Annotated in this window: 22 protein-coding genes; 17 read left to right on the top strand and 5 right to left on the bottom strand. The window is 40.2% G+C overall.

Annotation, left to right across the window (positions count from 1 at the left end; translation table 11 throughout):
• On the top strand, nt 1-118 hold a 118-nt coding region (locus F7731_RS23420), incomplete at its 5' end, for an HU family DNA-binding protein (protein WP_212031237.1).
• 424 nt (nt 119-542) lie between these two features.
• Here the strand turns inward: F7731_RS23420 and F7731_RS23415 are convergent.
• Nucleotides 543-1,277: a metal-binding protein ZinT gene (locus F7731_RS23415; protein ID WP_151537212.1), complete on the bottom strand. Its 735-nt coding sequence runs from the start codon at nt 1,275-1,277 to the stop codon at nt 543-545.
• A 346-nt stretch (nt 1,278-1,623) separates the two neighbouring features.
• Here F7731_RS23415 and F7731_RS23410 point away from each other — a divergent pair, with 346 nt between their 5' ends.
• Nucleotides 1,624-3,207, top strand: coding sequence for an acetolactate synthase large subunit (locus F7731_RS23410; protein WP_151537211.1), 1,584 nt, complete (start codon nt 1,624-1,626; stop codon nt 3,205-3,207).
• Nucleotides 3,208-3,345: 138 nt separating this feature from the next.
• Here the strand turns inward: F7731_RS23410 and F7731_RS23405 are convergent, their stop codons facing one another.
• Complete coding sequence (locus F7731_RS23405) at nt 3,346-3,618, bottom strand: alpha/beta-type small acid-soluble spore protein (RefSeq protein ID WP_151537210.1); 273 nt, start codon at nt 3,616-3,618, stop codon at nt 3,346-3,348.
• A 181-nt stretch (nt 3,619-3,799) separates the two neighbouring features.
• Here F7731_RS23405 and F7731_RS23400 point away from each other — a divergent pair, with 181 nt between their 5' ends.
• Nucleotides 3,800-4,033, top strand: coding sequence for a CsbA family protein (locus tag F7731_RS23400; RefSeq protein ID WP_151537209.1), 234 nt, complete (start codon nt 3,800-3,802; stop codon nt 4,031-4,033).
• Between the two features lie 61 nt (nt 4,034-4,094).
• On the opposite strand, the gene brnQ is transcribed toward F7731_RS23400, so the two are convergent.
• Nucleotides 4,095-5,447, bottom strand: a complete 1,353-nt coding sequence (gene brnQ / locus F7731_RS23395) for a branched-chain amino acid transport system II carrier protein (RefSeq protein ID WP_151537208.1) — start codon at nt 5,445-5,447, stop codon at nt 4,095-4,097.
• A gap of 633 nt (nt 5,448-6,080) precedes the next feature.
• On the opposite strand from brnQ, the gene F7731_RS23390 reads away from it, so the two are divergent.
• The 7 genes from F7731_RS23390 to F7731_RS23360 all read left to right on the top strand — a co-directional run bounded on the left by F7731_RS23390 (nt 6,081) and on the right by F7731_RS23360 (nt 14,704).
• Nucleotides 6,081-6,758, top strand: a complete 678-nt coding sequence (locus tag F7731_RS23390) for a GntR family transcriptional regulator (protein WP_151537207.1) — start codon at nt 6,081-6,083, stop codon at nt 6,756-6,758.
• 356 nt (nt 6,759-7,114) lie between these two features.
• The gene (gene uvrB, locus F7731_RS23385; protein ID WP_151537206.1) at nt 7,115-9,094 is read left to right on the top strand and encodes an excinuclease ABC subunit UvrB; all 1,980 of its coding nucleotides are present in this window, start codon (nt 7,115-7,117) and stop codon (nt 9,092-9,094) included.
• A gap of 7 nt (nt 9,095-9,101) precedes the next feature.
• Entirely contained in the window at nt 9,102-11,981 is a 2,880-nt protein-coding gene (gene uvrA / locus F7731_RS23380; RefSeq protein WP_151537205.1) for an excinuclease ABC subunit UvrA, read from the top strand.
• Between the two features lie 292 nt (nt 11,982-12,273).
• Nucleotides 12,274-12,618 carry a hypothetical protein gene (locus F7731_RS23375; protein WP_151537204.1) on the top strand — a complete coding sequence of 115 codons (345 nt, stop codon included), beginning with the start codon at nt 12,274-12,276 and terminating at the stop codon, nt 12,616-12,618.
• Nucleotides 12,619-12,759: 141 nt separating this feature from the next.
• A complete protein-coding gene (locus tag F7731_RS23370) occupies nt 12,760-13,080 on the top strand; it encodes a magnetosome magnetite crystal formation protein family (protein WP_151537203.1) in 321 nt (106 codons plus the stop codon).
• Nucleotides 13,081-13,125: 45 nt separating this feature from the next.
• The gene (locus tag F7731_RS23365; protein WP_151537202.1) at nt 13,126-14,247 is read left to right on the top strand and encodes a DUF4097 family beta strand repeat-containing protein; all 1,122 of its coding nucleotides are present in this window, start codon (nt 13,126-13,128) and stop codon (nt 14,245-14,247) included.
• Nucleotides 14,248-14,347: 100 nt separating this feature from the next.
• Nucleotides 14,348-14,704 (top strand): phage holin family protein, encoded by a 357-nt coding sequence (locus tag F7731_RS23360; RefSeq protein ID WP_151537201.1) that lies wholly within the window; start codon nt 14,348-14,350, stop codon nt 14,702-14,704.
• A gap of 263 nt (nt 14,705-14,967) precedes the next feature.
• On the opposite strand, the gene F7731_RS23355 is transcribed toward F7731_RS23360, so the two are convergent.
• Together F7731_RS23355 and nagB are read right to left on the bottom strand one after the other, a co-directional pair.
• Nucleotides 14,968-15,696, bottom strand: a complete 729-nt coding sequence (locus tag F7731_RS23355) for an N-acetylmuramoyl-L-alanine amidase (protein WP_151537200.1) — start codon at nt 15,694-15,696, stop codon at nt 14,968-14,970.
• A gap of 220 nt (nt 15,697-15,916) precedes the next feature.
• Entirely contained in the window at nt 15,917-16,642 is a 726-nt protein-coding gene (gene nagB / locus F7731_RS23350) for a glucosamine-6-phosphate deaminase (RefSeq protein ID WP_151537199.1), read from the bottom strand.
• Nucleotides 16,643-17,065: 423 nt separating this feature from the next.
• Here nagB and hprK point away from each other — a divergent pair, with 423 nt between their 5' ends.
• The 7 genes from hprK to hisG all read left to right on the top strand — a co-directional run bounded on the left by hprK (nt 17,066) and on the right by hisG (nt 23,501).
• Nucleotides 17,066-17,986, top strand: a complete 921-nt coding sequence (hprK, locus tag F7731_RS23345; RefSeq protein ID WP_151537198.1) for an HPr(Ser) kinase/phosphatase — start codon at nt 17,066-17,068, stop codon at nt 17,984-17,986.
• Between the two features lie 121 nt (nt 17,987-18,107).
• On the top strand, nt 18,108-18,926 hold the full coding sequence (lgt, locus tag F7731_RS23340; RefSeq protein ID WP_151537197.1) for a prolipoprotein diacylglyceryl transferase: 819 nt from the start codon (nt 18,108-18,110) through the stop codon (nt 18,924-18,926).
• Nucleotides 18,927-19,126: 200 nt separating this feature from the next.
• On the top strand, nt 19,127-20,080 hold the full coding sequence (locus F7731_RS23335; protein WP_151537196.1) for a nucleoside recognition domain-containing protein: 954 nt from the start codon (nt 19,127-19,129) through the stop codon (nt 20,078-20,080).
• Entirely contained in the window at nt 20,064-20,717 is a 654-nt protein-coding gene (gene ppaX, locus F7731_RS23330; RefSeq protein ID WP_151537195.1) for a pyrophosphatase PpaX, read from the top strand. The genes F7731_RS23335 and ppaX overlap by 17 nt, the downstream gene beginning before the upstream one ends.
• Complete coding sequence (locus F7731_RS23325) at nt 20,714-21,250, top strand: acyltransferase (RefSeq protein WP_151537194.1); 537 nt, start codon at nt 20,714-20,716, stop codon at nt 21,248-21,250. The genes ppaX and F7731_RS23325 overlap by 4 nt, the downstream gene beginning before the upstream one ends.
• Nucleotides 21,251-21,672: 422 nt before the next feature.
• Complete coding sequence (locus F7731_RS23320) at nt 21,673-22,857, top strand: ATP phosphoribosyltransferase regulatory subunit (RefSeq protein WP_151537193.1); 1,185 nt, start codon at nt 21,673-21,675, stop codon at nt 22,855-22,857.
• Nucleotides 22,854-23,501: an ATP phosphoribosyltransferase gene (gene hisG, locus F7731_RS23315; protein WP_151537192.1), complete on the top strand. Its 648-nt coding sequence runs from the start codon at nt 22,854-22,856 to the stop codon at nt 23,499-23,501. Before F7731_RS23320 ends, hisG begins: the two co-directional genes overlap by 4 nt.
• Nucleotides 23,502-23,525 lie beyond the last annotated feature (24 nt).

The following is a 23,525-nucleotide window of genomic DNA, read 5'->3' as shown; positions in this document are numbered from 1 at the left end:
ACGCGAACGTTCAGCTAGAAAAGGTCGTAATCCACAAACCGGTGAAGAAATAGATATTGCTGCTTCTAAGGTTCCTGCTTTTAAGCCAGGCAAGGAATTAAAAGAAGCTGTTAAATAATAAGATATCTTAACAGTAAATAACTTTGGTATGAGAAGAAAAGAACTCAAAAATTAGTAATAATAGTTTGTTCTACTAAAGAGCGTAATTCTGTGAGGCTATTTTAAAGAGTCGTTATTCAAAGACTTTTTTGATTAGCCTCTTTTTATATTTGTGTAAGACTCCTGAAGAAGTGTAAACCATCGGGCGTAATCCTGGAACAAGGATATTGCGCCCAAGTTCAATTTAAGGCATATTTTAAGCGCAATTAATGGAGGAAGAATCCCAAGGGGAATTGAAAAAATACCTATTTTAAGTTGAGTTCGAGATAAAAATTGATCAAATTTTATAATAAAAAACGCCATTTTAATCAAACTTCTTTAAAATGACGTTTCTAAAGTTATATATTTTACTAGCGAACTAAAAGAGGGGGATTATGGAAAAATTAATGTGCATTCATTTCTTTTACAATATCTTCTCCACTTAGATTAGAAAAATAATAAGTTGGCCAATTGTTTAATTCATTTAAAAGAGTGTCATGATCTTCATCTCCAAAATAAATATGATAATGTTCTGCTTTTGTTGGATAAATACTATGATCACTGAATTGAACATGTTTTGGTACACCATCTACTTCTCCAACTAAGTCAAATAAATAACGTACGCCTCTATTTCCGGATTCATAAGTCAAAATTTCGTATCCATGATACTTATATTCTCCTGTTTTTCCTTCTCCATTTTTGTAAAATGTCATCGTATCATCTTTTATAACGATTCGTTCAATGTCTGTTTCATACCCCACCTTATAATATTCTTTATACTCTTCAAAGGTTTTATCTTTGTTTGTTTCTACTTTTTTCTGTAAGACCTCATCTAAAGTTCCATCTAATAAGTATGGATAGACTGATTGCCAATCTCCTTCCCAATCTGATAATTCCCTATCTTCAACTTCGTCATCTTCAAATATCCCTGAATATATTTCTTTCTGCTTTTCATCACCGTGATTATGGTTATGACTATGATTAGTACCTTCTGTAGATTCAGAATTAGAATCAGAGGAAGTAGGTACAGTATCTGAGGAAGCATTTTCGACGGGTGTATCTACTTTTTCTTGACAGCCTGTAAGGACTATACCTAATAAGAAAAACACAAGTATTGATTGGATAAGTTTCTTTTTCATAAATAATATATCTCCTTTTCCTTTTTAATAATAAATCTAAATCGTAATGATTACTATTTACACTTTAATGAATATACTATGTTTTAAATGTTCCGTCAATATAAAACGTAATGATTATGATTTGTGATGTTTTTGTAATTTAACGATAAAGAAGACAAAAATGAGTATGTAAGTTTCTATCTACTTTCCGCAATTAGTAAGGAAAAGTACACAATCTCATAATTAAGAATGCAGTTTGGGAACTAGCTTATGCGGTTCTTATTTTTTTGCTTCTTTTTAATGATACTAAAACAATTGGCCAAACTATGATGGATGTGCTTTGAAAAAATCAAGTTTGGAGGATCATATGAAAGCGACCGATGTGCTCGTTCGATGTTTGGAAAATGAAGGTGTGGAATATATTTTTGGCATTATGGGAAAGGAGACGCTGGATCTAGTCGATTCTCTGTCGAAATCAAAGCAAATTCAATTTGTGAATACAAGGCATGAGCAGGGAGCAGCTTTTATGGCTGATGTGTATGGAAGGCTGTCCCATAAAGCTGGTGTGTGTATGTCCACTTTAGGACCGGGGGCGACAAATTTATTAACGGGAATCGCGAGTGCCACGCTCGACTTTTCACCCGTTGTGGCGTTGATCGGACAGGCCGGATTGGACAGACAGCATAAGGAGTCCCATCAATATTTGGATCTAGTAAAAATATATGCGCCTGCAACGAAGTGGAGTGTGCAAATCAAGGATTCGCAAACAATCGCCGAAGTGATAAACAAAGCTTTTCGAATAGCCCAGATGGAAAAGCCGGGAGCTGTCATGGTTGAATTGCCGGAAAATTTAGCAGCGCAACTGATACTGAATAATGCCATGAATGCGAGACCGCTTCCGAAATGCGTCCCAACGAATGAGGAAATTCAAGCAGCCATCAATCTGATTAACAATAGTCAAAAACCTTTTATCGTTATTGGAAATGGTGTGGTAAGGGAGGACGCGGTGAATGGGGTGAAAGCATTTATCGATCGTCTTCAGGCACCTGTCACGCATAGCATCAAGGCGAAAGGAATTCTGCCTAAAGACCACTCGCAAAACTATTTCACTTTTGGCTTTAAGGAACAGGATAAAGTGCTTCCAGGATTGAAGGAGGCGGATTTGCTCATCATAGTTGGATTTGATTTTGTGGAGCAGCTACCGAAGGAATGGAATAAGAAGAAGGTGCCGGTTATTCATATTCATACGGTTCCCGCAGAATCCGATGAGTATTATCCTGTACAGGCTGAGCTCGCTGGAAATTTGAAGGAGATGTTTCAAGCAATTAACGACGTTGAAGTCATGCCCAAGTCGTGGGAACCTTCCGGGAATTTACGGGAAAAAATAAGGCAGGCATACTTTTTGAATGACGTGAAAACTTCTACACTGTCTATGACATCCATTTTACAATCGATTGAAAAGCGCTCCTGTGAAAAGACGATTGTCGTTTCGGATGTAGGCGCTCATAAGGTGTCGATTGCAAGAACCTTTCAGCCAAAGGGTCCCAATAAATTAATTATGTCGAATGGATTGGCAACGATGGGAATTGCGATCCCTGGCTCAATCGGCGCAAAACTAGCACGCTCGGAGGACCCGGTTATTTGTATAACGGGCGACGGCGGAGCCCTCATGAATTTTGCCGAAATAGAGACAGCAGCAAGATTAGGACTATCATTCGTGATCATTATCCTCAATGACTCAAAGCTAAAGCTCGAAGAACAAATGATGATGAAGCAATTCGGCAATACGTACGGAACCTCTTTTGGAAATCCTGATTTTGTCCAGCTTGCAAAAAGCTTTGGCATAAAAGGAGTACGGCCTGCCGATTTACAGGAATTCGAAAGCATGCTTGATGAAGCGTTAAAGCAGAAGGAATTGACACTTATTGAAATTCAGCTGGAGAAAGGGTAACTTCTCATTCAAAGAAGTTACCCTTCTTAATTAGATGAATCCTTACCCTATTAATAAATTCTTTAGCTATTTTCAAAGTGAGTAACTGAGGGGGTTGTTAGACACCATTTTGCCAGCTGTCAGTTCCAGCTCTATAGTTTATTTCTTCATTTGTTCCTGTGCCATGCGGACAAGCTCCTTCACCATGCTCCCGCCAATTTTTCCGCCAACTTTCCCTGCTTCCCTTGAAGTTAAACGTCCATTATAGCCCCTATTTAGAGGCACACCAACCTCATCAGCTACTTCAAACTTCACATGGTCAGGATTCTCTGAGTCAACTTGATATCCTTCATTGGCCATAACTTTATTCTTGAACTGATCTAAAGCCCCTCTTGAATCAGGTACGAGTAGGCGGCGCTTTCTTCTCGCCATGTTTTCTGCCTCCTTAATATGCGAATATACCAATAGTGTGTACGGATATATTCGGTTTATCCTATGCTACAAGGAGGAATAATCTTGTAAACCCTATCGTGACGGGGTATTCTATGTTATCTTATAGAAAAGAATGGTGTCGTTGGTTTTTCTATTTCATATGAAAAAGAAGGTGTAATCATTGTTATTGAAATACCTATCAGCTCTGCTACTGCCTGGTCTCCTAGTGGTGCTGTTTACGAGAGTGGCGTATAATCGGGTAATTGGACTTGTATTGACGGTAGCATTAATTGCAGCTTCTGTTTATAAAGGGTACACAGATTCCATTTGGCTCATCGTTGTCGATGCGTTTTCACTGACTGCTGGCTTCTGGTATGCGAATCGGATGAAGCCTCAAACAAAAAGTAATCCTTAAATCATGCAAAAAAGGCGATTCTTCATGTAGATAGAAGAATCGCCTTTTTATTTTAGCTAGGTTAACTTACTTTCCTTTCAACGGCTGTCGCGTGGTAGCTTTCCTTTTTCCCAAAGCGTACTGCAAATCCGATTATTCCACCGATGATAGCAGGGATGATCCAGCCAATTCCTACTGAATATCCAGGGAGGATCGCAGTAAATAAATCATCGATCGCTTTAATTTCAATGCCCGCTGCGTTTAATCCGTCAAATAGGCTGACGATAAAGGTCATTAAGATGCTGCCTTGATAAACAGCTGTGTTTCCCTTGAAAAGCGGGTGTAAAAACGTCAAAGCCATTAAACAAATAGCTAAAGGATAAAGTGCTACTAATACCGGTACCGAAATTGAAATTAAAGTGGATAATCCAAAGTTTGCAATCACCGCGCTAAAAATCGAGAAGATCACAGCCCACTTTGTATAAGAAATACTTGGTACGAGTTTATTAAAATAAGAAGCACATGCTGTAATAAGACCAATACTTGTTGTTAAACATGCCGCAATAACAATAAGGGCTAATAATACTTTTCCAAATGAACCAAAGTAATGAGTAGAAACCGCAGCTAAAATCGCCCCGCCGTTTTCTAAAGTCCCAATTCCTTCAACACTTGTTGCACCCATATAGGCAAGGGATGTATAAATGATTGCCAATAGGGCAGCTGCAATGAAAGCAACCTTCATGCTAGAAGTCATAATTTGTTTCTTCGTTTGTGCGCCTCTATCCTTCATTGTATTAACGATGATGATTCCGAAAACAAACGCGGCAAGCGCATCCATTGTCAAGTAGCCCTCTTGGAATCCTTTGAAAAAGGCATTTTCCATATATGTTTCAGTAGGGGCTTGAATTTGCCCGATTGGGTTAATAAATACTGTTACAATAAGAATGGCAATAAAAAGTAATAATAATGGCGTTAACACTTTTCCAACAACATCGACAAGCTTTGAAGATTTTAATGAAAAGAATAAGGTAACTCCAAAAAAGATAATGGAGAAAATGATTAATGGCATGACACTGTTCGTTTCACCTATAAATGGTTTAATTCCAATTTCGTATGAAACAGTACCTGTTCTTGGTATAGCAAATAATGGACCAATTGCTAAATATAAAGCAACTGTGAAGAAAACTCCGTAAACTGGATTCACACGGCTTGCTAATGATTGCAAATCACTTTTTCCTGAAAAGCCTAAAGCTAAAATTCCTAGTAATGGCAATCCTACTCCAGTTACAACAAATCCGGCATTCGCTGCCCATACGTTTTCACCAGCCATCTGCCCAAGCATAACTGGGAAAATTAAATTCCCTGCCCCAAAGAATAAAGCGAATAGCATAAAACCGGCAGCAATCATAAATGAAAATGACCCTTTTGATGGCATAATTATCCTCCTGTTTTCCCTGAAAATAATGAACTGCATTCCTGATAGGGGGATTGTTTATCTATTAATCTATGGAACCCAAAACAGAACAGTAAATTATTATAGTGTTTTTATTATTTTCAATTTCATAAATCCAAACATTGTATTTTTGTTCTTAAAGGAAATATAATTATTCAAATATTCTTCTGATTTCCATGCGAAATACAAAAACTATTAATGTTGTTAAGAAAAATATATCATATGGGTTATATGTATGCAATATATTTCTGAAAATAAAGTTATATTAAAAAAATTAATTAATGATTGATAGGGTATAAAGTTTTATTTTAAATGTAATATATTGTATTCTTGATATTTGTCTAATATAATAAAATCATTATCTGAGAAATGTAAGCGTTTTACATGTGCAGGATGAATTATTTAACTTCATTCAGCTGAAATCCCCTACTTCTATAAGTGGTGGAATTGATGCTATTTAGTATTCAATTCATTTGGGGTCTACCTTGGCTGAATAAAGTTAAAGCCTTCGGCGGATGCCTCAGATTTTAAAAGGAAATTTATCGAGCGTAGCTCGATAAAATCTGGGCGCAAATACGCCAAGGCGCATTTGATAATGATGAAGGGGGTACTGATATGCCGATCCCTGCTAATTTTTCCACTCCTATTCGGATGTCCGCAAAAAAGCGTGCCTTTTCTCAAATTCTTGAATGGATTATTGACGGGACTTTGCATCCTAAAGAAAGGTTGAATGATGCAGAACTTGCGAGAAGCTTAGGCGTAAGCCGAACTCCCATTAGAGAGGCTTTGCAGCTGCTAAGTTTTCAAGGGTTTGTTGAAATGTATCCAGGGGTGGGAACTCAAGTTACATCAGTAAATCAAGAGGATATTAGCAAAATCTTGCCGCCATTAGGCGTACTGCAAGCTTTAGCCACTGAATTAGCGACACCGATTATTAGTAAGGAACAGATTGAATCTCTTCGTGAACTTAATAATCAATTTGCTGAGGCCGTAAAAACGGGAGAATCCTACATGGCTTTAAAGCTTGATGAGGAATTTCACCAAAGCATTGTAGACGTAATTGATAATTCGTATATTTCTAGCACCGTTTCCACACTCCAGTCACATGTGCGCAGGCTTTATTTTCACAACTCAATCATTCTAACTCCGAAGTCAATTGAGGAGCATGAAGCCATATTGAAAGCCCTTGAGGAGAAAAATAAAGAAGAAGCTGCCCGCATTGCCCGAATTAATGTTGTTCATGCTATTGATATTTTCTATGCTGAGCAGGAAAATGGAAAAATTAAGGACTAAAATAGAAAGATAATAGCCTGCCATTTTTGGGCAGGTTTTTGTATGCGTACCAAACTTCTAATCAAGCCTTTGATTAATAAATTTATCGCGGAAATCCCTCCCCATTTTTTACCTTCCCTATATTTTGAAAATAATCGAATATCCGTTCGCATATTAGTGGTTTGTTTTTACATCTTTGTGGTAGAATGTTTATAGAGGTTTTAAGTTAAATTATGACATTACATACTTTGAAAATAAATTTTGCTAATTAATTTTATCGCAGATTAACGGGTGTAAGACTCCCACTTCAAGAAGTTGAGGGGAAAACACTCTCTGATTAAAGTTTCATTTCATATAGAAGGAAACGGGAGGTTTTTATGAAGGACCAATTTAAACTAGTCTCAAAATATACTCCCCAAGGAGATCAGCCAGAAGCCATTAAGCAGCTAGTAGAGGGGCTTAATTCCGGTAAGAAGCATCAAACATTACTAGGTGCGACTGGAACAGGAAAGACTTTTACGGTTTCAAATGTCATTCAGCAGGTCAACAAACCAACTCTTATTATTGCGCATAATAAAACATTGGCTGGTCAGCTATATAGCGAGTTTAAAGATTTTTTTCCTGATAATGCAGTTGAATATTTCGTCAGCTATTACGATTACTTTCAGCCGGAAGCCTATGTGCCACAAACTGATACCTTTATTGAAAAAGATGCAAGCATTAATGATGAGATTGATAAGCTGCGTCACTCGGCAACTTCTTCATTATTTGAGCGAAAAGATGTCATTGTTATTGCCAGTGTGTCCTGTATTTATGGTTTAGGTTCTCCTGAAGAATATAGGGAGCTTGTGTTATCCCTAAGAACAGGCATGGAAATTGAAAGAAATCAGCTCCTTCATCGGCTTGTTGATATTCAGTATGAAAGAAATGATATTGCATTCCAGCGCGGGACTTTCCGTGTGCGCGGAGATGTAGTGGAAATTATCCCAGCGTCAAAGGATGAGCGCTGTATTCGTGTGGAGTTTTTCGGAGATGAAATTGATCGCATTCGCGAAGTAGATTCACTGACAGGCGAAATTATCGGGGATCGCGAGCATGTTGCGATTTTTCCACGGTCCCACTTCGTTACTCGCGAAGAAAAAATGCGTGTCGCCATCCAAAGTATCGAGGAAGAACTGGATGCTCAGCTGAAGGAATTGCGAGAGAATGATAAGCTTCTGGAAGCTCAGCGTCTTGAGCAGCGGACGCGGTATGATCTCGAAATGATGAAAGAAATGGGCTTTTGCTCAGGGATTGAAAACTATTCTAGACATTTAACTTTAAGACCACCTTGCTCAACACCATACACATTAATGGACTTTTTCCCTGAAGATTTACTTATTGTCATTGATGAGTCCCATGTCACCTTGCCGCAAATTCGCGGGATGTACAATGGGGACCAGGCGAGAAAATCAGTGCTTGTCGATCACGGCTTCCGGCTGCCTTCAGCATTAGACAATCGGCCACTGATGTTCAATGAATTCGAAAAGCATATTAATCAGATTGTCTATGTATCCGCTACGCCGGGACCGTACGAGATTGAACATACACCGAAGATGATTCAGCAAATTATCCGACCGACTGGTCTGCTTGATCCAATCATCGATGTGCGCCCAATTGAAGGACAAATTGATGATTTAATTGGAGAAATTCATGACCGAATTAAGCGGAATGAGCGCGTTCTTATAACAACCTTGACGAAAAAAATGTCTGAAGACTTAACCGATTATTTAAAGGAAATTGGCATCAAAGTTCAATATTTGCATTCCGAAGTGAAAACGTTAGAAAGAATTGAAATACTCCGTGAGCTGCGCCTTGGCACGTATGATGTGTTAGTAGGAATCAACCTTTTAAGAGAAGGGCTTGATATTCCAGAAGTATCATTAGTGGCGATTCTTGATGCTGATAAAGAAGGCTTCCTTCGTTCGGAACGTTCACTTATTCAAACAATCGGTCGGGCAGCGAGAAATGCAAACGGCTATGTCATCATGTATGCGGATAAAATGACAAATTCAATGGAGCTAGCGATTAGTGAAACGAAACGACGCCGTTCTATTCAAGAAGAATATAACCGAAAACATGGCATTACCCCGAAAACGATTCAAAAGGAAATCCGTGATGTTATTCGTGCGACGATTGCTGCGGAGGACCAGGAAGAATATAAAGTATCCTCACAATTTAGCAAGCTGAACAAGAAAGAAAGAGAAAAATTGATTGAAAATATGGAAAAGGAAATGAAGATAGAGGCGAAAGCACTCAATTTCGAACGTGCGGCTGAGCTTCGTGATTTAATTTTAGAGCTGAAAGCGGAAGGATGACGTAAAAATGGCGATGGAAAATATCATTGTAAAAGGCGCCAGAGCACATAATCTGAAAAATATTGATGTCACCATTCCGAGAGATAAATTAGTTGTGCTGACAGGGCTTTCTGGATCTGGAAAGTCCTCGCTCGCTTTTGACACGATCTATGCGGAAGGGCAACGCAGATATGTAGAATCGTTGTCTGCCTATGCACGGCAATTTCTTGGACAAATGGACAAACCTGACGTCGACGCGATAGAAGGCTTATCACCGGCGATTTCGATTGACCAAAAAACGACGAGCCGCAACCCGCGCTCAACCGTTGGAACTGTGACCGAAATATATGACTATTTAAGATTATTATATGCGAGAGTCGGTCGCCCCACTTGTCCGAATCATGGGATTGAAATCTCATCACAAACGATTGAACAGATGGTGGACCGCATTCTTGAATACCCTGAGCGGACAAAGCTACAAGTGCTTGCTCCCATTGTTTCGGGAAGAAAAGGCACCCATGTGAAAATCTTAGATGAAGTTAAAAAGGAAGGGTATGTTCGTGTCCGGGTGGATGGGGAGATGCTTGACCTAAGTGAGGAAATTGAGCTTGAAAAGAATAAGAAACATTCTATTGAAGTTGTTATCGACCGGATTGTTGTTAAAGATGGTGTTTCTGCTCGTCTAGCTGACTCTATTGAAACAGCTCTGAAGCTAGGAAACGGAAATGTTCTTATCGATGTTATCGGTGAAGAGGAACATCTTTTCAGCGAAAATCACGCTTGTCCCCTTTGCGGTTTTTCCATCGAAGAGCTTGAGCCACGAATGTTTTCTTTTAACAGCCCGTTTGGCGCTTGTTCAGAATGTGACGGACTTGGATCAAAGCTTGAGGTGGATGTCGATTTAGTCATTCCGAATCGGGAATTATCATTACGCCAGCATGCAATTGCGCCTTGGGAGCCAACAAGCTCACAATACTACCCGCAACTGCTTGAGGCTGTTTGCACACATTATGGCATTGACATGGATATTCCAGTGAAGGATATTCCAGACCATCTGCTTGAGAAAGTTTTATACGGCTCTAATGGAGAAAAAATCTTTTTCCACTATGAAAATGATTTTGGTCAAGTGAGAGAAGGGCTTATAGAATTTGAAGGTGTGATCCGCAATGTGGAGCGCCGCTATAAGGAAACGAGCTCAGATTATATTCGTGAGCAGATGGAAAAGTATATGGGCCAGCAGCCCTGTCCAGCATGTAAAGGCTACCGTTTGAAAAAAGAAACGCTTGCCGTTCTCATTTCTGGCCAGCATATTGGCAAGGTAACGGAGCTGTCTGTAGAAGAGGCCTTTACATTCTTTGATCAACTAAACCTATCTGAAAAAGAAATGAAGATTGCTAATCTGATTTTCCGTGAAATTAAAGAGCGTCTAGGCTTTTTAGTCAACGTAGGGCTTGATTATTTAACATTAAGCCGAGCTGCGGGAACATTGTCTGGTGGAGAAGCCCAGCGAATCCGGCTTGCCACGCAAATTGGTTCACGATTAACTGGAGTGCTCTACATTTTGGATGAGCCTTCGATCGGGCTTCACCAGCGTGATAATGACCGCCTCATTGATACGATGAAAAATATGCGCGATATCGGAAATACGCTCATCGTTGTTGAACATGACGAGGATACGATGATGGCGGCTGATTATTTAATTGATATCGGTCCAGGCGCTGGTGTTCACGGCGGGACGATTATTTCTGCTGGAACGCCGGAAGAAGTTATGAATGATCCAAACTCATTGACAGGTCAATATCTTTCCGGGAAAAAATTTATTCCGCTTCCGGTCGAACGCCGTAAAAATGATGGCCGCTTTATTGAAATAAAAGGAGCAAAGGAAAATAACCTGAAAAATGTCAGTGTAAAAATTCCGCTAGGCACGTTTATTTCTGTCACAGGTGTTTCCGGCTCCGGAAAAAGTACATTAATCAATGAAATTCTTCATAAAACATTAGCACAAAAGCTTAATAGAGCGAAAACAAGGCCTGGCGAGCACAAGGAAATAAAGGGAATTGAGCATTTAGATAAAGTCATCGATATTGATCAATCACCAATAGGAAGAACACCACGTTCGAACCCAGCAACATATACGGGAGTGTTTGACGATATTCGCGATGTCTTCGCAACGACAAATGAAGCGAAGGTACGCGGCTATAAAAAAGGCCGATTTAGCTTTAACGTCAAAGGTGGCCGCTGTGAAGCATGCCGCGGTGATGGAATTATCAAAATAGAAATGCACTTCTTGCCGGATGTATATGTTCCATGCGAAGTGTGTCATGGAAAACGCTATAATCGCGAAACGCTTGAAGTAAAATACAAAGGGAAAAACATTTCTGACGTCCTCGAAATGACGGTTGAAGATGCGGTCGTATTTTTTGAAAACATTCCAAAAATCAGCCGCAAGCTTCAAACAATTGAAGATGTCGGACTCGGCTATGTCAAGCTCGGTCAGCCAGCTACCACTCTTTCTGGTGGAGAAGCCCAGCGTGTAAAGCTCGCATCTGAACTGCATCGCCGTTCAACTGGTCGTTCCCTTTATATACTCGATGAGCCAACAACGGGGCTGCATGTAGATGATATTTCACGCTTGCTTGTTGTCCTGCAGCGACTCGTAGAAAACGGAGACACCGTTTTAGTCATCGAACATAATTTAGACGTCATTAAAGCAGCAGACTATCTCATCGATCTCGGTCCAGAGGGCGGGGATAAAGGCGGAACGATCATCGCCACCGGCACCCCTGAACAAGTAGCCGAAGTTCCAGCATCCTATACCGGAAAATACTTAAAGCCTATTTTAGAACGCGATCGGTTAAGGATGAAAAAGCAAATTGAAGAGAAAGAAGCTAGTGTGACGAAAGTATAAACTACTCATGGAGCAGTGCCATTTATCGGTGCTGCTTCTTTTTTGATTGAAGGGAGGTTTTATGGTAATCATTTTAAAAGTTACTAATAGAAACACTTGTCATAAGGCTTTCATGGTATGGCTTTTAAAAGTTGCATCTCGAAACGCTCACTATAACCCTCTCTCACCATAAGACCCGAAAACATTGACAATGCATTGTAATCCAATAGAAACTTCTGTGTAAAGCAAGTGCGTTATAATCGGACTAAGGACAACTCTACTGTAAAAAGATAAATAGATGAGGAGGGTCAACTTGGAAGAGTATTTAGAAAAATCTTTAGAAGAGTGGAAAGAGGATATCTCGGAAATTCTTGATCAGATCAATCAAGAGTATGGTGAAATCATGAAGGAATTAAAGGTTTATACATATAAATACGGGATTACGAAGCAGGTGATCCAATCGACCGTTAATGAAGAAATTATTGAGAGTATCCGTGAAAGATATCATAAGCCATTTGAGGAAAAATATAATGAGCTGAAGGAATACGTAAAGGATCTCGATGAAAAAAGAAAAGTGTTTCAAATGTTCGTTAATAAGATTGATGAAGTGAAAAAAAGGGAAGCTCCCAAAATCGATTTAGTCGCTGCCTTTAAATAAAGGTCCCTCTCAGCACAATTCCTCCACAAAAAACTAAACCCATAGGTAAGTTAGCCGTCTAAAAAGACGGTTTTTTATTTTGCCAAAAATGAAACTTTCCTCATTTCCTTTTCGTAAATAATGGAAAAGGAGCTGATGGCGATGGAAACGAGCAGAGTGCTGTCTGGACTCAGTTATTTGAGTGTTTTATTTGCTGGAATTCTTTTCCCTATTGTTTTGTTTTTTGCCACGGAGGATAAAAGAACGAAAGCTCATGCCAAAAAGGCATTTTTGTCGCACTTGATTCCATTATTACCGACACCAGTCGTTATTTATGCAACCATTTCACAAATTGGGAATCCTGAAAAGATGCCAGTGTTGTTTATAAGTAGTATCCTATTTACCATTATTCTAGGATTAATTGTAGTGATTTGGAATATTATAAAGGGCATCCAAATTTTGACGAATGATCAATTTTCCTAAAAAAGGTCACAAGAAAGAAAATGCACAAAAACTGGAGGGGTTTGCATGCAAGACGAACGTAAACGAATATTGAAAATGGTGGAGAATGGCAAGCTGACTGTGGATGAAGCGCTTTTCTTATTAGAAGAGCTTGAGAAGTCGAGTCAAACCGCTGAAGAAAAGAAGGCAGAGCTTGTCCAAGAGTTATCGACGACAGTCAAATTTGAAGAAGCGAAAAAGGATGAGCCATTCAATTACAAATTCCAATCAGCAAAAGATAAAATTATGGATTTTGTTGATACGGCATTTAAAAAAATTAAGGATGTAGATTTGGATTTTAATTTCGGGCATTCAGTGGATATTAGCCATATTTTTCAGCAAGGGGATGTTTCCTTCCAAGAAGTCGATATCGATATCGCCAATGGGAAGGTGGCGGTTGTGCCGTGGGGGCAAAACGATGTTCGGATTGAGTGTAAGGCCAAAGTGTACCGGGTTGAAACACAGGATGAGGCGCGGAAAAATTTCTTAAATGATGTCACTTTTGCCGTTGACGGACAAAGACTGCGCTTTGCTACACAGCAAAAATGGATGAAGGTGGAATCAATCATTTATATTCCGCAAACGGAATATAATAAAGTGAGACTTCGTTTGTTTAATGGTTCCATTGATAGTAGCCATTTAAATGTAAGGAGCTATAAAGCGAAAACAGCCAATGGGAAAATTTCTCTGCAAAATATGATCAGTAAACTTGCCGAGGTGGAGACGGCCAATGGGAAAATCTCCATTCAAAAAAGCCATATGGACCAAATCGAAGCGGAGACATTAAATGGAGCCATACATGTAGATGGAGTTTATGATAAAGTTGATCTTCAATCGTTTAGCGGTGATGTTTTCTTTGCCATGAATGAAGGAAATTGCCATGTCATACATGCGAAAGCTGTCGCAGGCAAGGTTGAGATCCAGCTTCCCGATCAGTTAACTGTGAACGGGGAGTTAAAAACAAATCTTGGAAGCTTACATGTGAATTTAGATGGCATCCAGATTATTGAGGATAAAAGTGATGTCATCCAAAAGGTGCTTCGCTTCCAATCAGTCAATCATTCAGAGAAGTCATTAAGGCTAACGGCTGAAACAAAAACAGGAGCTATTCAAATTAATAAAGCAAAATCGGTTGCTTTTAAAAAATGAATAGAAGAAGAGAAATGAATATATTGGACAAAATAGCGCAAAATCCGTAAACTTGTTCAATAAGCGACTTTCTTATAGATGATATTGAGGTGTATTGAGAATGAGATGGGTTGTAGGAATATTAATAAATGCTATTCTTTTTGTGGCAATTGCGGGTTTTTTAGATGATTCCTTTCATGTAGCAAGCTTCGGTGCAGCTGTCGGGGCAAGTGCAATCCTCTCGATATTAAATATTCTGGTTCGTCCGATTTTAATTATTTTAACTTTACCAGTTACATTATTAACTCTTGGGCTATTTCTGTTTGTCATTAATGCCATTACGCTGCAAATTACAGACCAAATTATGGGAAGCTCATTTGAAATCTCAAGCTTTGGCACCGCGATTTTAGTAGCTGTCATTATGTCCATTGCTAATTTGATTATTCAAAAAGCCGTGTTAAATAAAGATAGGGATTGATAAAAAAGAGGCTGACGTAAATTATAGTGTCCCCTTAACCAAGGGCACTTTAATTTCGGTCAGCCTCTTTCTTTCACGTTAAGAAAGTATAAATTGTCAGCGAAGAAGTTGATTCGACGTAGTCGCCAATTTTAGGAATTAAGTACGACGGGCAGGATGCCCTAGTCGGGCGAATGCCACAGGACGTGGCTGCCATGAGCGCGATAAGTGCAACTACGCCTCTGTCTTCGCCTTTCCAAGGCTCGCCAATCGACGAGTTTTCTTTATTCAAAATAAATGAATGGTGAGAATCCATGCTTTTTTAGCTCGTTTATAAGAGCTTCTGCATTTTTCCTATCATTAAAGGCCCCAACTTGGACTTTATAAAGCCCTTTCGCATTTGATAGCGGTGAAGGCAATATACTCGTATTAGGGCTCGGAATGTTTGTGTCTGTTTTGGGTTTCAATTTCAGCTTATATTGATCGGCAAGGGCCTTAACAATGGCTTCTGCACAGGTTTTTCGATATGTTTCAGATTGTAATAAAGTGGCTTCATTCCGGTTCGTCATGAATCCGCATTCGGCTAAAACGGCAGTCATATGAGTTTCCCTAAGAACGTGAAAATCAGCAGTTTTTACTCCACGGTCGGTTAGCCCAGTAGAAATAACTAAATTTCTCTGGATTTTCTGTGCGAGTTCTGAGGCTTCTTTTGGCTTAGTTGGGTAAACATATGTTTCAATCCCATTGGCATTATTCCAAGTTGAGCCATATGCATTCGCATGAATGGCAACATAAACGTCGACTTTTAGATTATTGGCTTTATCTGTCCGCTCCTTGAGAGGAACATCGCGGCTGTCATCGTGCGCAAAATAAACAGTTGTATTTTGATAGCTTTCTAATGCCTTTTTTGCATATGCTGCCACTGCTCGGTTAAATTGATATTCTGGCATTCCGTCAGGGGTTCGTTTTCCAGGAGTGTTATACCCATGACCTGCATCCAGCATGATTTTCATCATTTTGCTCCTTTCCGATAATTTTTCCATCTATCTGAAAAATAAAACAGAGCATATGAATCGCTTTTCACCTTTATCATATGAATAGAGCTTTGAAAAGGACATGGGAAGCAGCAGAAAAGTGGAGATCCCCATTAATTACCACAACAAATTTAAAAAATGGTGTCAATTGATTGCATGTATGCCAAAAATAAAAAAGAGACGGCAATAGCCATCTCTCCTAAACAAGTTTTAACGCCTCTTCATCGGCGATGATTGTGAAATTATTATGGTTTCTTAGTGCCGTGGCGGGAACACTTTCATGAATTGCTCCGTTGATCAGCAAGCTCATTGCCTTCGCTTTATTTGCTCCTGATGCGAGAAGAATAATTTCCTTACTAGCCATGATTGTGCCAATTCCCATTGTAACGGCATGAGTCGGAACTTCATCAATGGAATTGAAAAATCTTGCATTCGCCTGACGAGTATCTTCCTCAAGCTTCACCGGATGAGTGAGGATGTCGAATGGAGTACCGGGCTCATTAAAGCCAATATGGCCATTTTCCCCAATGCCGAGCAGCTGCAAATCAATACCGCCGATCGATTGAATATTATTTTCGTAATTTGCGCATTCAGCATGAAGATCTTCCGCCCTTCCATCTGGAAGATGAGTTTGCGCAGTCGGAATATCAATATGGTCCAATAGCTCAGTTTTCATGAAATAATGGTAGCTATTTGGATCATCTTCGGAAATTCCCATATATTCATCAAGATTGATCGTCTTAACCTTTTTATAAGATGTATGGTTTTGAACATGGTCTTTGATTAGCTTTTGATAAACGCCTCTAGGGGTGCTGCCTGTTGCCAAGCCAAGAGTGATCTCAGGATTATTTCGGATCCGATCGATCATTATTTCGGCTGCCTTCAAGCTCATTTCTTCATAATTGGCCGTTCTAATTATTTTCATGCAGGTCCTCCTCATATAAAACTCCATTTGCTTTTTAAAGCTTGGAAAATGATAAGCGGTTGTATCTCTTCGTCATCTTCACTCGTCAGCATCCTTACGTACCACATTACGTACGTTCCGGTGCTTCCTCACTCGATTCCTCGACCTACTTGGTTCTCATTTCCCAATATAAGAAATTAGTATTTTTTTAAAATCTGTATTTCTTATTATTATTCGTATGCCTTTTATTATAAAATCATTTATAGACGCTGTCTATTTTGAAATAAAAATGTAATTAGGCAGTAATTTTTCCCGAATCAGAATGTAAAATTTGGTTCTGCTCTAAAAAATGCTAAAATAGGTGATATATTGAACATACATATGTTTTTGTATGAAGGAATAGGACGGAGCTCCGCTTAAGTTTTTCAAAAAGGAGGTAAGGAAATGGCAAAAGTCTGTACAAAAGACATAGTAGAAAAATTTGGCCTCGAGTTAATTTGCGGGGAAGAGGGAATTCATCGGCCGATTACTACGAGTGATATTTCCAGACCTGGAATTGAAATCTCTGGATATTTCGAATTTTACCCAGCCGAAAGAATTCAATTGATTGGAAAAACAGAATTAACCTTTGCTGAAAATTTACTTGTGATCGAAAGGCAACTGAGGTTTGAGCGGCTTTGTACAGATATTACACCTGGCATTATTATTTCAAGAGGCTTGGACGTTCCACCGGAGTTAATTCAAGCAGCCGTGCGTGAATCTGTTCCGGTCTTACGAACAAAGCAAAAAACGACCCGCTTTTCGAGTCTCCTAACGAATTATCTGGAGAGCAAGTTCGCTCCGACAACGGCTGTTCACGGGGTTCTTGTTGATGTGTATGGCGTAGGCGTGCTCATTACAGGGAAAAGCGGAATCGGTAAAAGCGAAACCGCTCTAGAGCTTGTGAAACGCGGGCATCGATTAGTAGCCGATGATTGTGTCGAGATTCGGCAGGAGGACGAGTATACTCTTGTTGGCACGTCACCGGAATTAATTGAACATTTATTGGAAATTCGCGGACTTGGAATCATTAACGTAATGACTCTTTTCGGAGCAGGTTCCGTTCTGAGCAATAAGAAAATCTCGATGGTTATAGATTTAGACTTATGGGAATCTACGAAGAATTATGAGCGGATCGGCCTGGATGAAGAAAAAATAAAAATCATTGATATTGAGATCCCGAAGCTTACCATCCCTGTCCATCCTGGCCGGAATTTAGCTGTTATTATTGAAGTAGCAGCCATGAATTTTCGCTTAAAACGCATGGGAATCAATTCAGCCGAGCAATTCACCAACCGCCTTGCTGACGTCATCGACGACAAGTAAGGTGTCAGACACCTCGCGTGGACATTCCACAACTTTTTACATGTGGAGTGGACAGCATGAAGGGCACTTCTGTTAAAAAGTTCATACGTGCAACATCGAAAAAAAATAAGGAGTAGTGACTATGGAATCAACTATACAGCCGCTTAATCCAGTTCTCCTTTCTTTCGGGCCTATTTCAATCCGTTGGTATGGGGTTATTATCGGGATTGGCATTGCTTTAGCCTTGGTTGTTGTAATGAGGGAAGCGGAAAGAAGAGGGCTGCAAAAAGACTTATTTGCGGATTTGCTGCTTTGGGCGATCCCGATTGCAATCATTTCCGCACGTATCTATTATGTTATTTTTCAATGGGGCTATTATAGCCAAAACCCTGGGGAAATCGTGAAAATTTGGGAAGGCGGCATTGCAATTCATGGAGCCTTGATCGGTGCAGTCATCACCACCTATGTTTTTGCGAAAAAGCGGGGAGTTTCTTTTTGGAAGCTCACTGATATTGCAGCTCCAAGCATTATTTTAGGCCAGGCAATCGGCCGCTGGGGAAACTTTATGAATCAGGAGGCCCATGGCGGAGAGGTAAGCAGAGCGTTCCTAGAAAATTTGCATCTTCCGGAATTTATTATTAATCAAATGTATATTAATGGTGCTTACTATCATCCTACTTTTTTATATGAATCCGTTTGGAATATTATCGGCTTTGTCATTCTTATCTTATTAAGAAAAGTCAATCTGCGCCGCGGCGAGCTTTTCCTCACTTATGTCATTTGGTATTCGATCGGCCGCTTTTTTGTGGAAGGCTTGCGAACAGACAGCTTGATGCTGACCGAGCACTTAAGAATGGCCCAAACGATTTCGATCACACTGATTGTACTTGCGGTCGTACTCATTGTAGTAAGAAGATTGAAGGGTTATGCGGATGTAAGATATTTAGATAATGGTGCTTGAGATAGGAAATTGGCGGATATATCGTGAAAAGTAGCGGATATATCGACTAAACTGGCGGATATAATGCCCAAAGTGGCGGATATGCCATTGAATCTGGCGGATATACTTATCGAAGCACCAAAAAAAATCAAAATTCCGTCTATAACCGAAAAAATTGCCTATCAAAAGCTATAAATAAATGATAAAAAGGGAGAAAAACCATGATACTTGATTCGTCCAAAAAGGGGATAATGGCTGGCCTGAAGACAACTTGGACGCTTGGAAAAGTAATCTTTCCAGTCACATTAATTGTGGCCATTTTAAAGCATACTCCTGTCTTGCCTTGGGTGATCAAGCTTATCGCCCCGTTGATGAACGTGTTCGGCTTGTCAGGGGATGCTGCGATTCCCCTCGTATTAGGGAATTTCCTCAATCTCTATGCGGGGATTGGCGCGATCCTCACTCTTGATTTAACGGTAAAAGAAGTATTTATTATCGCTGTTATGCTATCGTTTTCGCATAATCTGCTCATTGAGTCGAGTGTTGCGGTAAAGGTTGGCGTGAAAATCTGGATTATTGTCGCTGTCCGATTGGGCTTAGCCATCATATCTGGATTCGCCATTAACTTAGTTTGGCATGGCGGTTCGGAGATAGCGAAGTATGGCTTGATTCCAGTAAAAGAAGAAGAGCTCACCGGCTGGGCAGCGATCCTGTTAGATGCGTTGCAAAAAGCGGGTCTTGGTATATTACAGCTCGCGATCATCGTCATTCCGCTTATGATTGTGATTCAGTTTTTAAAGGATTTAAACTGGCTCGCGGTCTTTTCAAAATGGGTGGCACCATTCACGAAAGCTTTAGGAATGCGGGAAAATACTTCGACAACGCTAGCTGCTGGATTATTATTCGGGCTTGCTTTTGGAGCTGGAGTGATGATTGATGCGGTAAAAGAAGATGGCGTCAGCAAAAAGGATGTTACGCTTGCATTTATTTTCCTGGTTGCCTGCCATGCGGTTGTTGAGGATACATTAATTTTTGTTCCGCTCGGCATCCCTGTTCTGCCTCTCCTGTTCATTCGATTAGGCGTGGCCATTTTATTAACTTTAATTGTTTCATTGATTTGGAATCGAACCGAATTGAATAAAAGAAAGGAAACAGCTTATGGACACACAGGTTAATACGATATTATTCGATTTAGATGGCACATTAATTGATACAAATGATTTAATTATTTCTTCCTTTTTGCATGTCCTTGGAAGTTATTACCCGAATCGCTATAAGCGTGAAGATATTTATCCATTCATGGGGCCAACACTTAGAGAAACTTTCGAATCGATTAATCCGGAAAAAGTTGAAGAAATGATCGAAGCTTATAGGGATTTTAATATTACGAATCATGACCTGCTCGTTACAGAGTTTCCCGGTGTTTTTGAAACGATTCGCACATTAAAAGAATCTGGCTATAAGATTGGGATTGTCACGACGAAGATGATGAAAACGGTAAAAATGGGTCTTGCCCTCACGAATCTTGATCAATTTTTTGATGTGGTCGTTGCTTTAGACCATGTTAAAAATCCCAAGCCAGATCCAGAACCGATTTTAAAAGCGCTAGAGCAGCTAGGGTCAAAGCCGGAAGAGGCGCTCATGGTCGGCGATAATTCCCATGACATTCTAGGCGGGAAAAATGCAGGCACCAAAACGGTTGGCGTTGCTTGGAGTTTAAAAGGGAAAGAGTTTTTGGCTGGATTTGAACCTGATTATATCCTCGATCATATGGCTGATCTGCTCGATATTTTACAGGTACAATCGAGATGAGAAGAACGGAACGCTACCAAGTGAAGGGAGCCAATTCCCTTTGGCACGTGTACAAAACTGTTCCTTTTTGGAAGGTAGTGAAAAATTTTGCTGTCATTCAGCTTGCTCGTTACACCCCTTTCCTAGGGATGAAAAATTGGCTGTATCGAACGTTTCTGCGTATGAAGGTTGGGGACCAAACGTCATTTGCCTTAATGGTGATGCTTGATGTGATGTTCCCGGAAAAAATCAGTGTCGGCCGGAATACAGTGATCGGCTATAATACGACGATTCTTGCCCATGAATATTTGATTAAAGAATTTAGATTAGGAAATGTGGAAATTGGCAGCGAAGTGATGATTGGCGCGAATTCAACGATTTTGCCTGGTGTCACGATTGGCGATGGGGCCATCGTATCTGCTGGCACACTTGTACATAAAGATGTCCCCGCAGGCTCCTTTGTTGGCGGAAATCCGATGCGGGTAATCTATACGATGGAAGAAATGGAAAAGCGCTGGGCGAATGATCCCATTTACGGAAAAAGCGAAAATTAATACATAGAAGCTCTGTTTAGTGTACATGCTAAACAGGGCTTTTTTGTTTTGTGCTTTAAATATATTCAGAATTATTTGTTGACGGATAACTTAAAGAGAGTTAAAATAACATATAATTTTAACTTGCTACCATATTAGCGAACTAAAGGATTCTGTGAATATAATTAATATAAGGTCTAAAAAACTTAAGGATGCAATAAGTTTGACATTTAAAGGACATTAACTAACGGAAACCTTCCGAACTTGTCTTTTAACCCTTTTTTTAGGGACACAAAACATGAAAACCATCAAAACCTGTCCTTTATAACCATTTTAAAGGACACAAACCAGCGTAACCCTATTAAATCTGTCGTTTAACCCGTTTTTAAGATTACAAAATCAAATAAACTTGAAATTTTCCATAAAGTATGAGGTGAACGGAATTGAGCCGCTTATTTATGTTTGAGAAGCCGTTAGGCATGAGAGACACACTCCCAGATTTATTCAATCGCAAGCGAATGGTAAGGGCTTCGATTGAACGGGAAATGGAGCGTTGGGGCTACCAGTTTATTGAAACTCCCACACTAGAATACTATGAAACCGTGGGGGCAGCTTCAGCTATTCTCGATCAGCAATTATTTAAATTACTTGATCAGGAGGGGCATACATTAGTCCTTCGCCCTGATATGACTGCTCCGATTGCGCGGGTGGCAGCTTCGCGACTGTTAAAAAATGATCTGCCCATCCGGCTCGCCTATACCGCCAATGTTTTTCGCGCCCAGCAAAGAGAGGGCGGACGTCCCGCGGAATTTGAACAAATTGGCGTCGAGTGTATTGGCGATTATACGGTCAGCGCTGATGCAGAAGGACTTGCACTAATTATCAGTTCTTTACAGGAAGCAGGATTAGAAGATTTTCAGCTCTCTGTTGGCCATATCGGGTTTGCCCGCACTCTTTTCCTAGAAATTTTGGGAACAGAGGAGAGAGTCGATGCATTAACTAGATTTTTATATGAGAAAAACTATGTTGGCTACCGAGAGCATGTGAAAAGTTTAGCTCTTTCTTCAATTGATAAGCAGCGGCTCCTTGATTTTTTAGCGCTTAGAGGCGGGGAAGAAATCATCGAAATAGCGTTTAGCCTGCTTGAAAATGACACAGGAAGAGAGGATCTTCTGGAGCTGCAGCAGCTTTTTGAAATCATGATTGACTATGGGCTGGAGGAAAAAGTGAAATTTGACTTAACGCTCGTTAGCCATATGAGCTATTATACGGGGATCCTTTTCGAGGTATATGCAGGGAATGTTGGTTTTCCGATTGCCAGTGGCGGCCGCTATGATTTATTGCTGCAAAAATTCGGCAAGACAGCAGGTGCAACAGGCTTTGCGATTCGGATTGACCGCTTGCTAGAAGCACTCAAGGAAGAGGGAGCAAATGTGCCGGTCTATTGCATTCTTTTTAGCCCGGAACGGCGGAAGGAAGCCTTTCAATATGCAGCTGAGCAGCGAAGGGCAGGAAAAAGAGTTGTTCTTCAAGATATAAATGGTGTGAAGGATATTGATCAATGCACAAATCAATATGATGATATCACCTTTTTAGTCGGCAAAGCGGGGAGGGAGACGGGAATATGAAGGATATTTTAACCATTGCGATGCCAAAAGGGAGAATTTTCGAGGACGCTGTAGAACTTCTCCGCCAGGCTGGCTTCCGTCTTCCTCCGGAGTTTGATGATTCAAGGAAATTGATCATTGATGTGCCAGAAGAAAGCTTTCGTTTTATTCTTGCAAAGCCAATGGATGTTCCTACCTATGTGGAGCATGGCGTCGCTGATATTGGCATTGCCGGAAAAGATGTCATGCTGGAGGAAGAGCGAGTCGTTTATGAGCTTCTTGATTTGAAAATCAGTGCCTGTTATCTAGCTGTCGCAGGCTTGCCTAATACGAAAATGAATCTTATTGCGCCAAAAGTGGCGACAAAATATCCGAACGTAGCGGCAGCCTATTTCCGGGAACAAGGGGAGCAGGTCGAAATAATTAAATTAAATGGCTCGATTGAGCTTGCCCCTTTAATTGGTCTTGCTGATCGGATTGTCGATATTGTTTCGACGGGGAGAACTTTGAAAGAAAACGGATTAGTTGAATACGAGCGAATCGTTGATATTACGTCAAGATTGATTGTCAATCCGGCTAGCTTTCGCATGAAGGATGAACGAATCAGTGAGCTTGTTGAGCGTTTAAGTGAAGTGAAGAGATTGCAAAGCTTTGAGACCCTATAAGAGGATGTTCAAAAAGTTCGGGAA

It is taken from the genome of Cytobacillus depressus (assembly GCF_008923245.1).
GTDB lineage: Bacteria > Bacillota > Bacilli > Bacillales > Cytobacillaceae > Cytobacillus > Cytobacillus depressus.
Note: the sequence above shows the minus strand (reverse complement) of the source record. Positions and strands in the feature narration are given on the sequence as shown.

Coding starts and splice junctions, on each gene's coding strand:
- F7731_RS23415 (WP_151537212.1), bottom strand. CDS start 1,277: ATGAAAAAGAAACTTATCCAATCAATACTTGTGTTTTTCTTATTAGGT.
- F7731_RS23410 (WP_151537211.1), top strand. CDS start 1,624: ATGAAAGCGACCGATGTGCTCGTTCGATGTTTGGAAAATGAAGGTGTG.
- F7731_RS23405 (WP_151537210.1), bottom strand. CDS start 3,618: ATGGCGAGAAGAAAGCGCCGCCTACTCGTACCTGATTCAAGAGGGGCT.
- brnQ (WP_151537208.1), bottom strand. CDS start 5,447: ATGCCATCAAAAGGGTCATTTTCATTTATGATTGCTGCCGGTTTTATG.
- F7731_RS23390 (WP_151537207.1), top strand. CDS start 6,081: ATGCCGATCCCTGCTAATTTTTCCACTCCTATTCGGATGTCCGCAAAA.
- uvrB (WP_151537206.1), top strand. CDS start 7,115: ATGAAGGACCAATTTAAACTAGTCTCAAAATATACTCCCCAAGGAGAT.
- uvrA (WP_151537205.1), top strand. CDS start 9,102: ATGGCGATGGAAAATATCATTGTAAAAGGCGCCAGAGCACATAATCTG.
- F7731_RS23370 (WP_151537203.1), top strand. CDS start 12,760: ATGGAAACGAGCAGAGTGCTGTCTGGACTCAGTTATTTGAGTGTTTTA.
- F7731_RS23365 (WP_151537202.1), top strand. CDS start 13,126: ATGCAAGACGAACGTAAACGAATATTGAAAATGGTGGAGAATGGCAAG.
- F7731_RS23360 (WP_151537201.1), top strand. CDS start 14,348: ATGAGATGGGTTGTAGGAATATTAATAAATGCTATTCTTTTTGTGGCA.
- F7731_RS23355 (WP_151537200.1), bottom strand. CDS start 15,696: ATGAAAATCATGCTGGATGCAGGTCATGGGTATAACACTCCTGGAAAA.
- nagB (WP_151537199.1), bottom strand. CDS start 16,642: ATGAAAATAATTAGAACGGCCAATTATGAAGAAATGAGCTTGAAGGCA.
- hprK (WP_151537198.1), top strand. CDS start 17,066: ATGGCAAAAGTCTGTACAAAAGACATAGTAGAAAAATTTGGCCTCGAG.
- lgt (WP_151537197.1), top strand. CDS start 18,108: ATGGAATCAACTATACAGCCGCTTAATCCAGTTCTCCTTTCTTTCGGG.
- F7731_RS23335 (WP_151537196.1), top strand. CDS start 19,127: ATGATACTTGATTCGTCCAAAAAGGGGATAATGGCTGGCCTGAAGACA.
- ppaX (WP_151537195.1), top strand. CDS start 20,064: ATGGACACACAGGTTAATACGATATTATTCGATTTAGATGGCACATTA.
- F7731_RS23325 (WP_151537194.1), top strand. CDS start 20,714: ATGAGAAGAACGGAACGCTACCAAGTGAAGGGAGCCAATTCCCTTTGG.
- hisG (WP_151537192.1), top strand. CDS start 22,854: ATGAAGGATATTTTAACCATTGCGATGCCAAAAGGGAGAATTTTCGAG.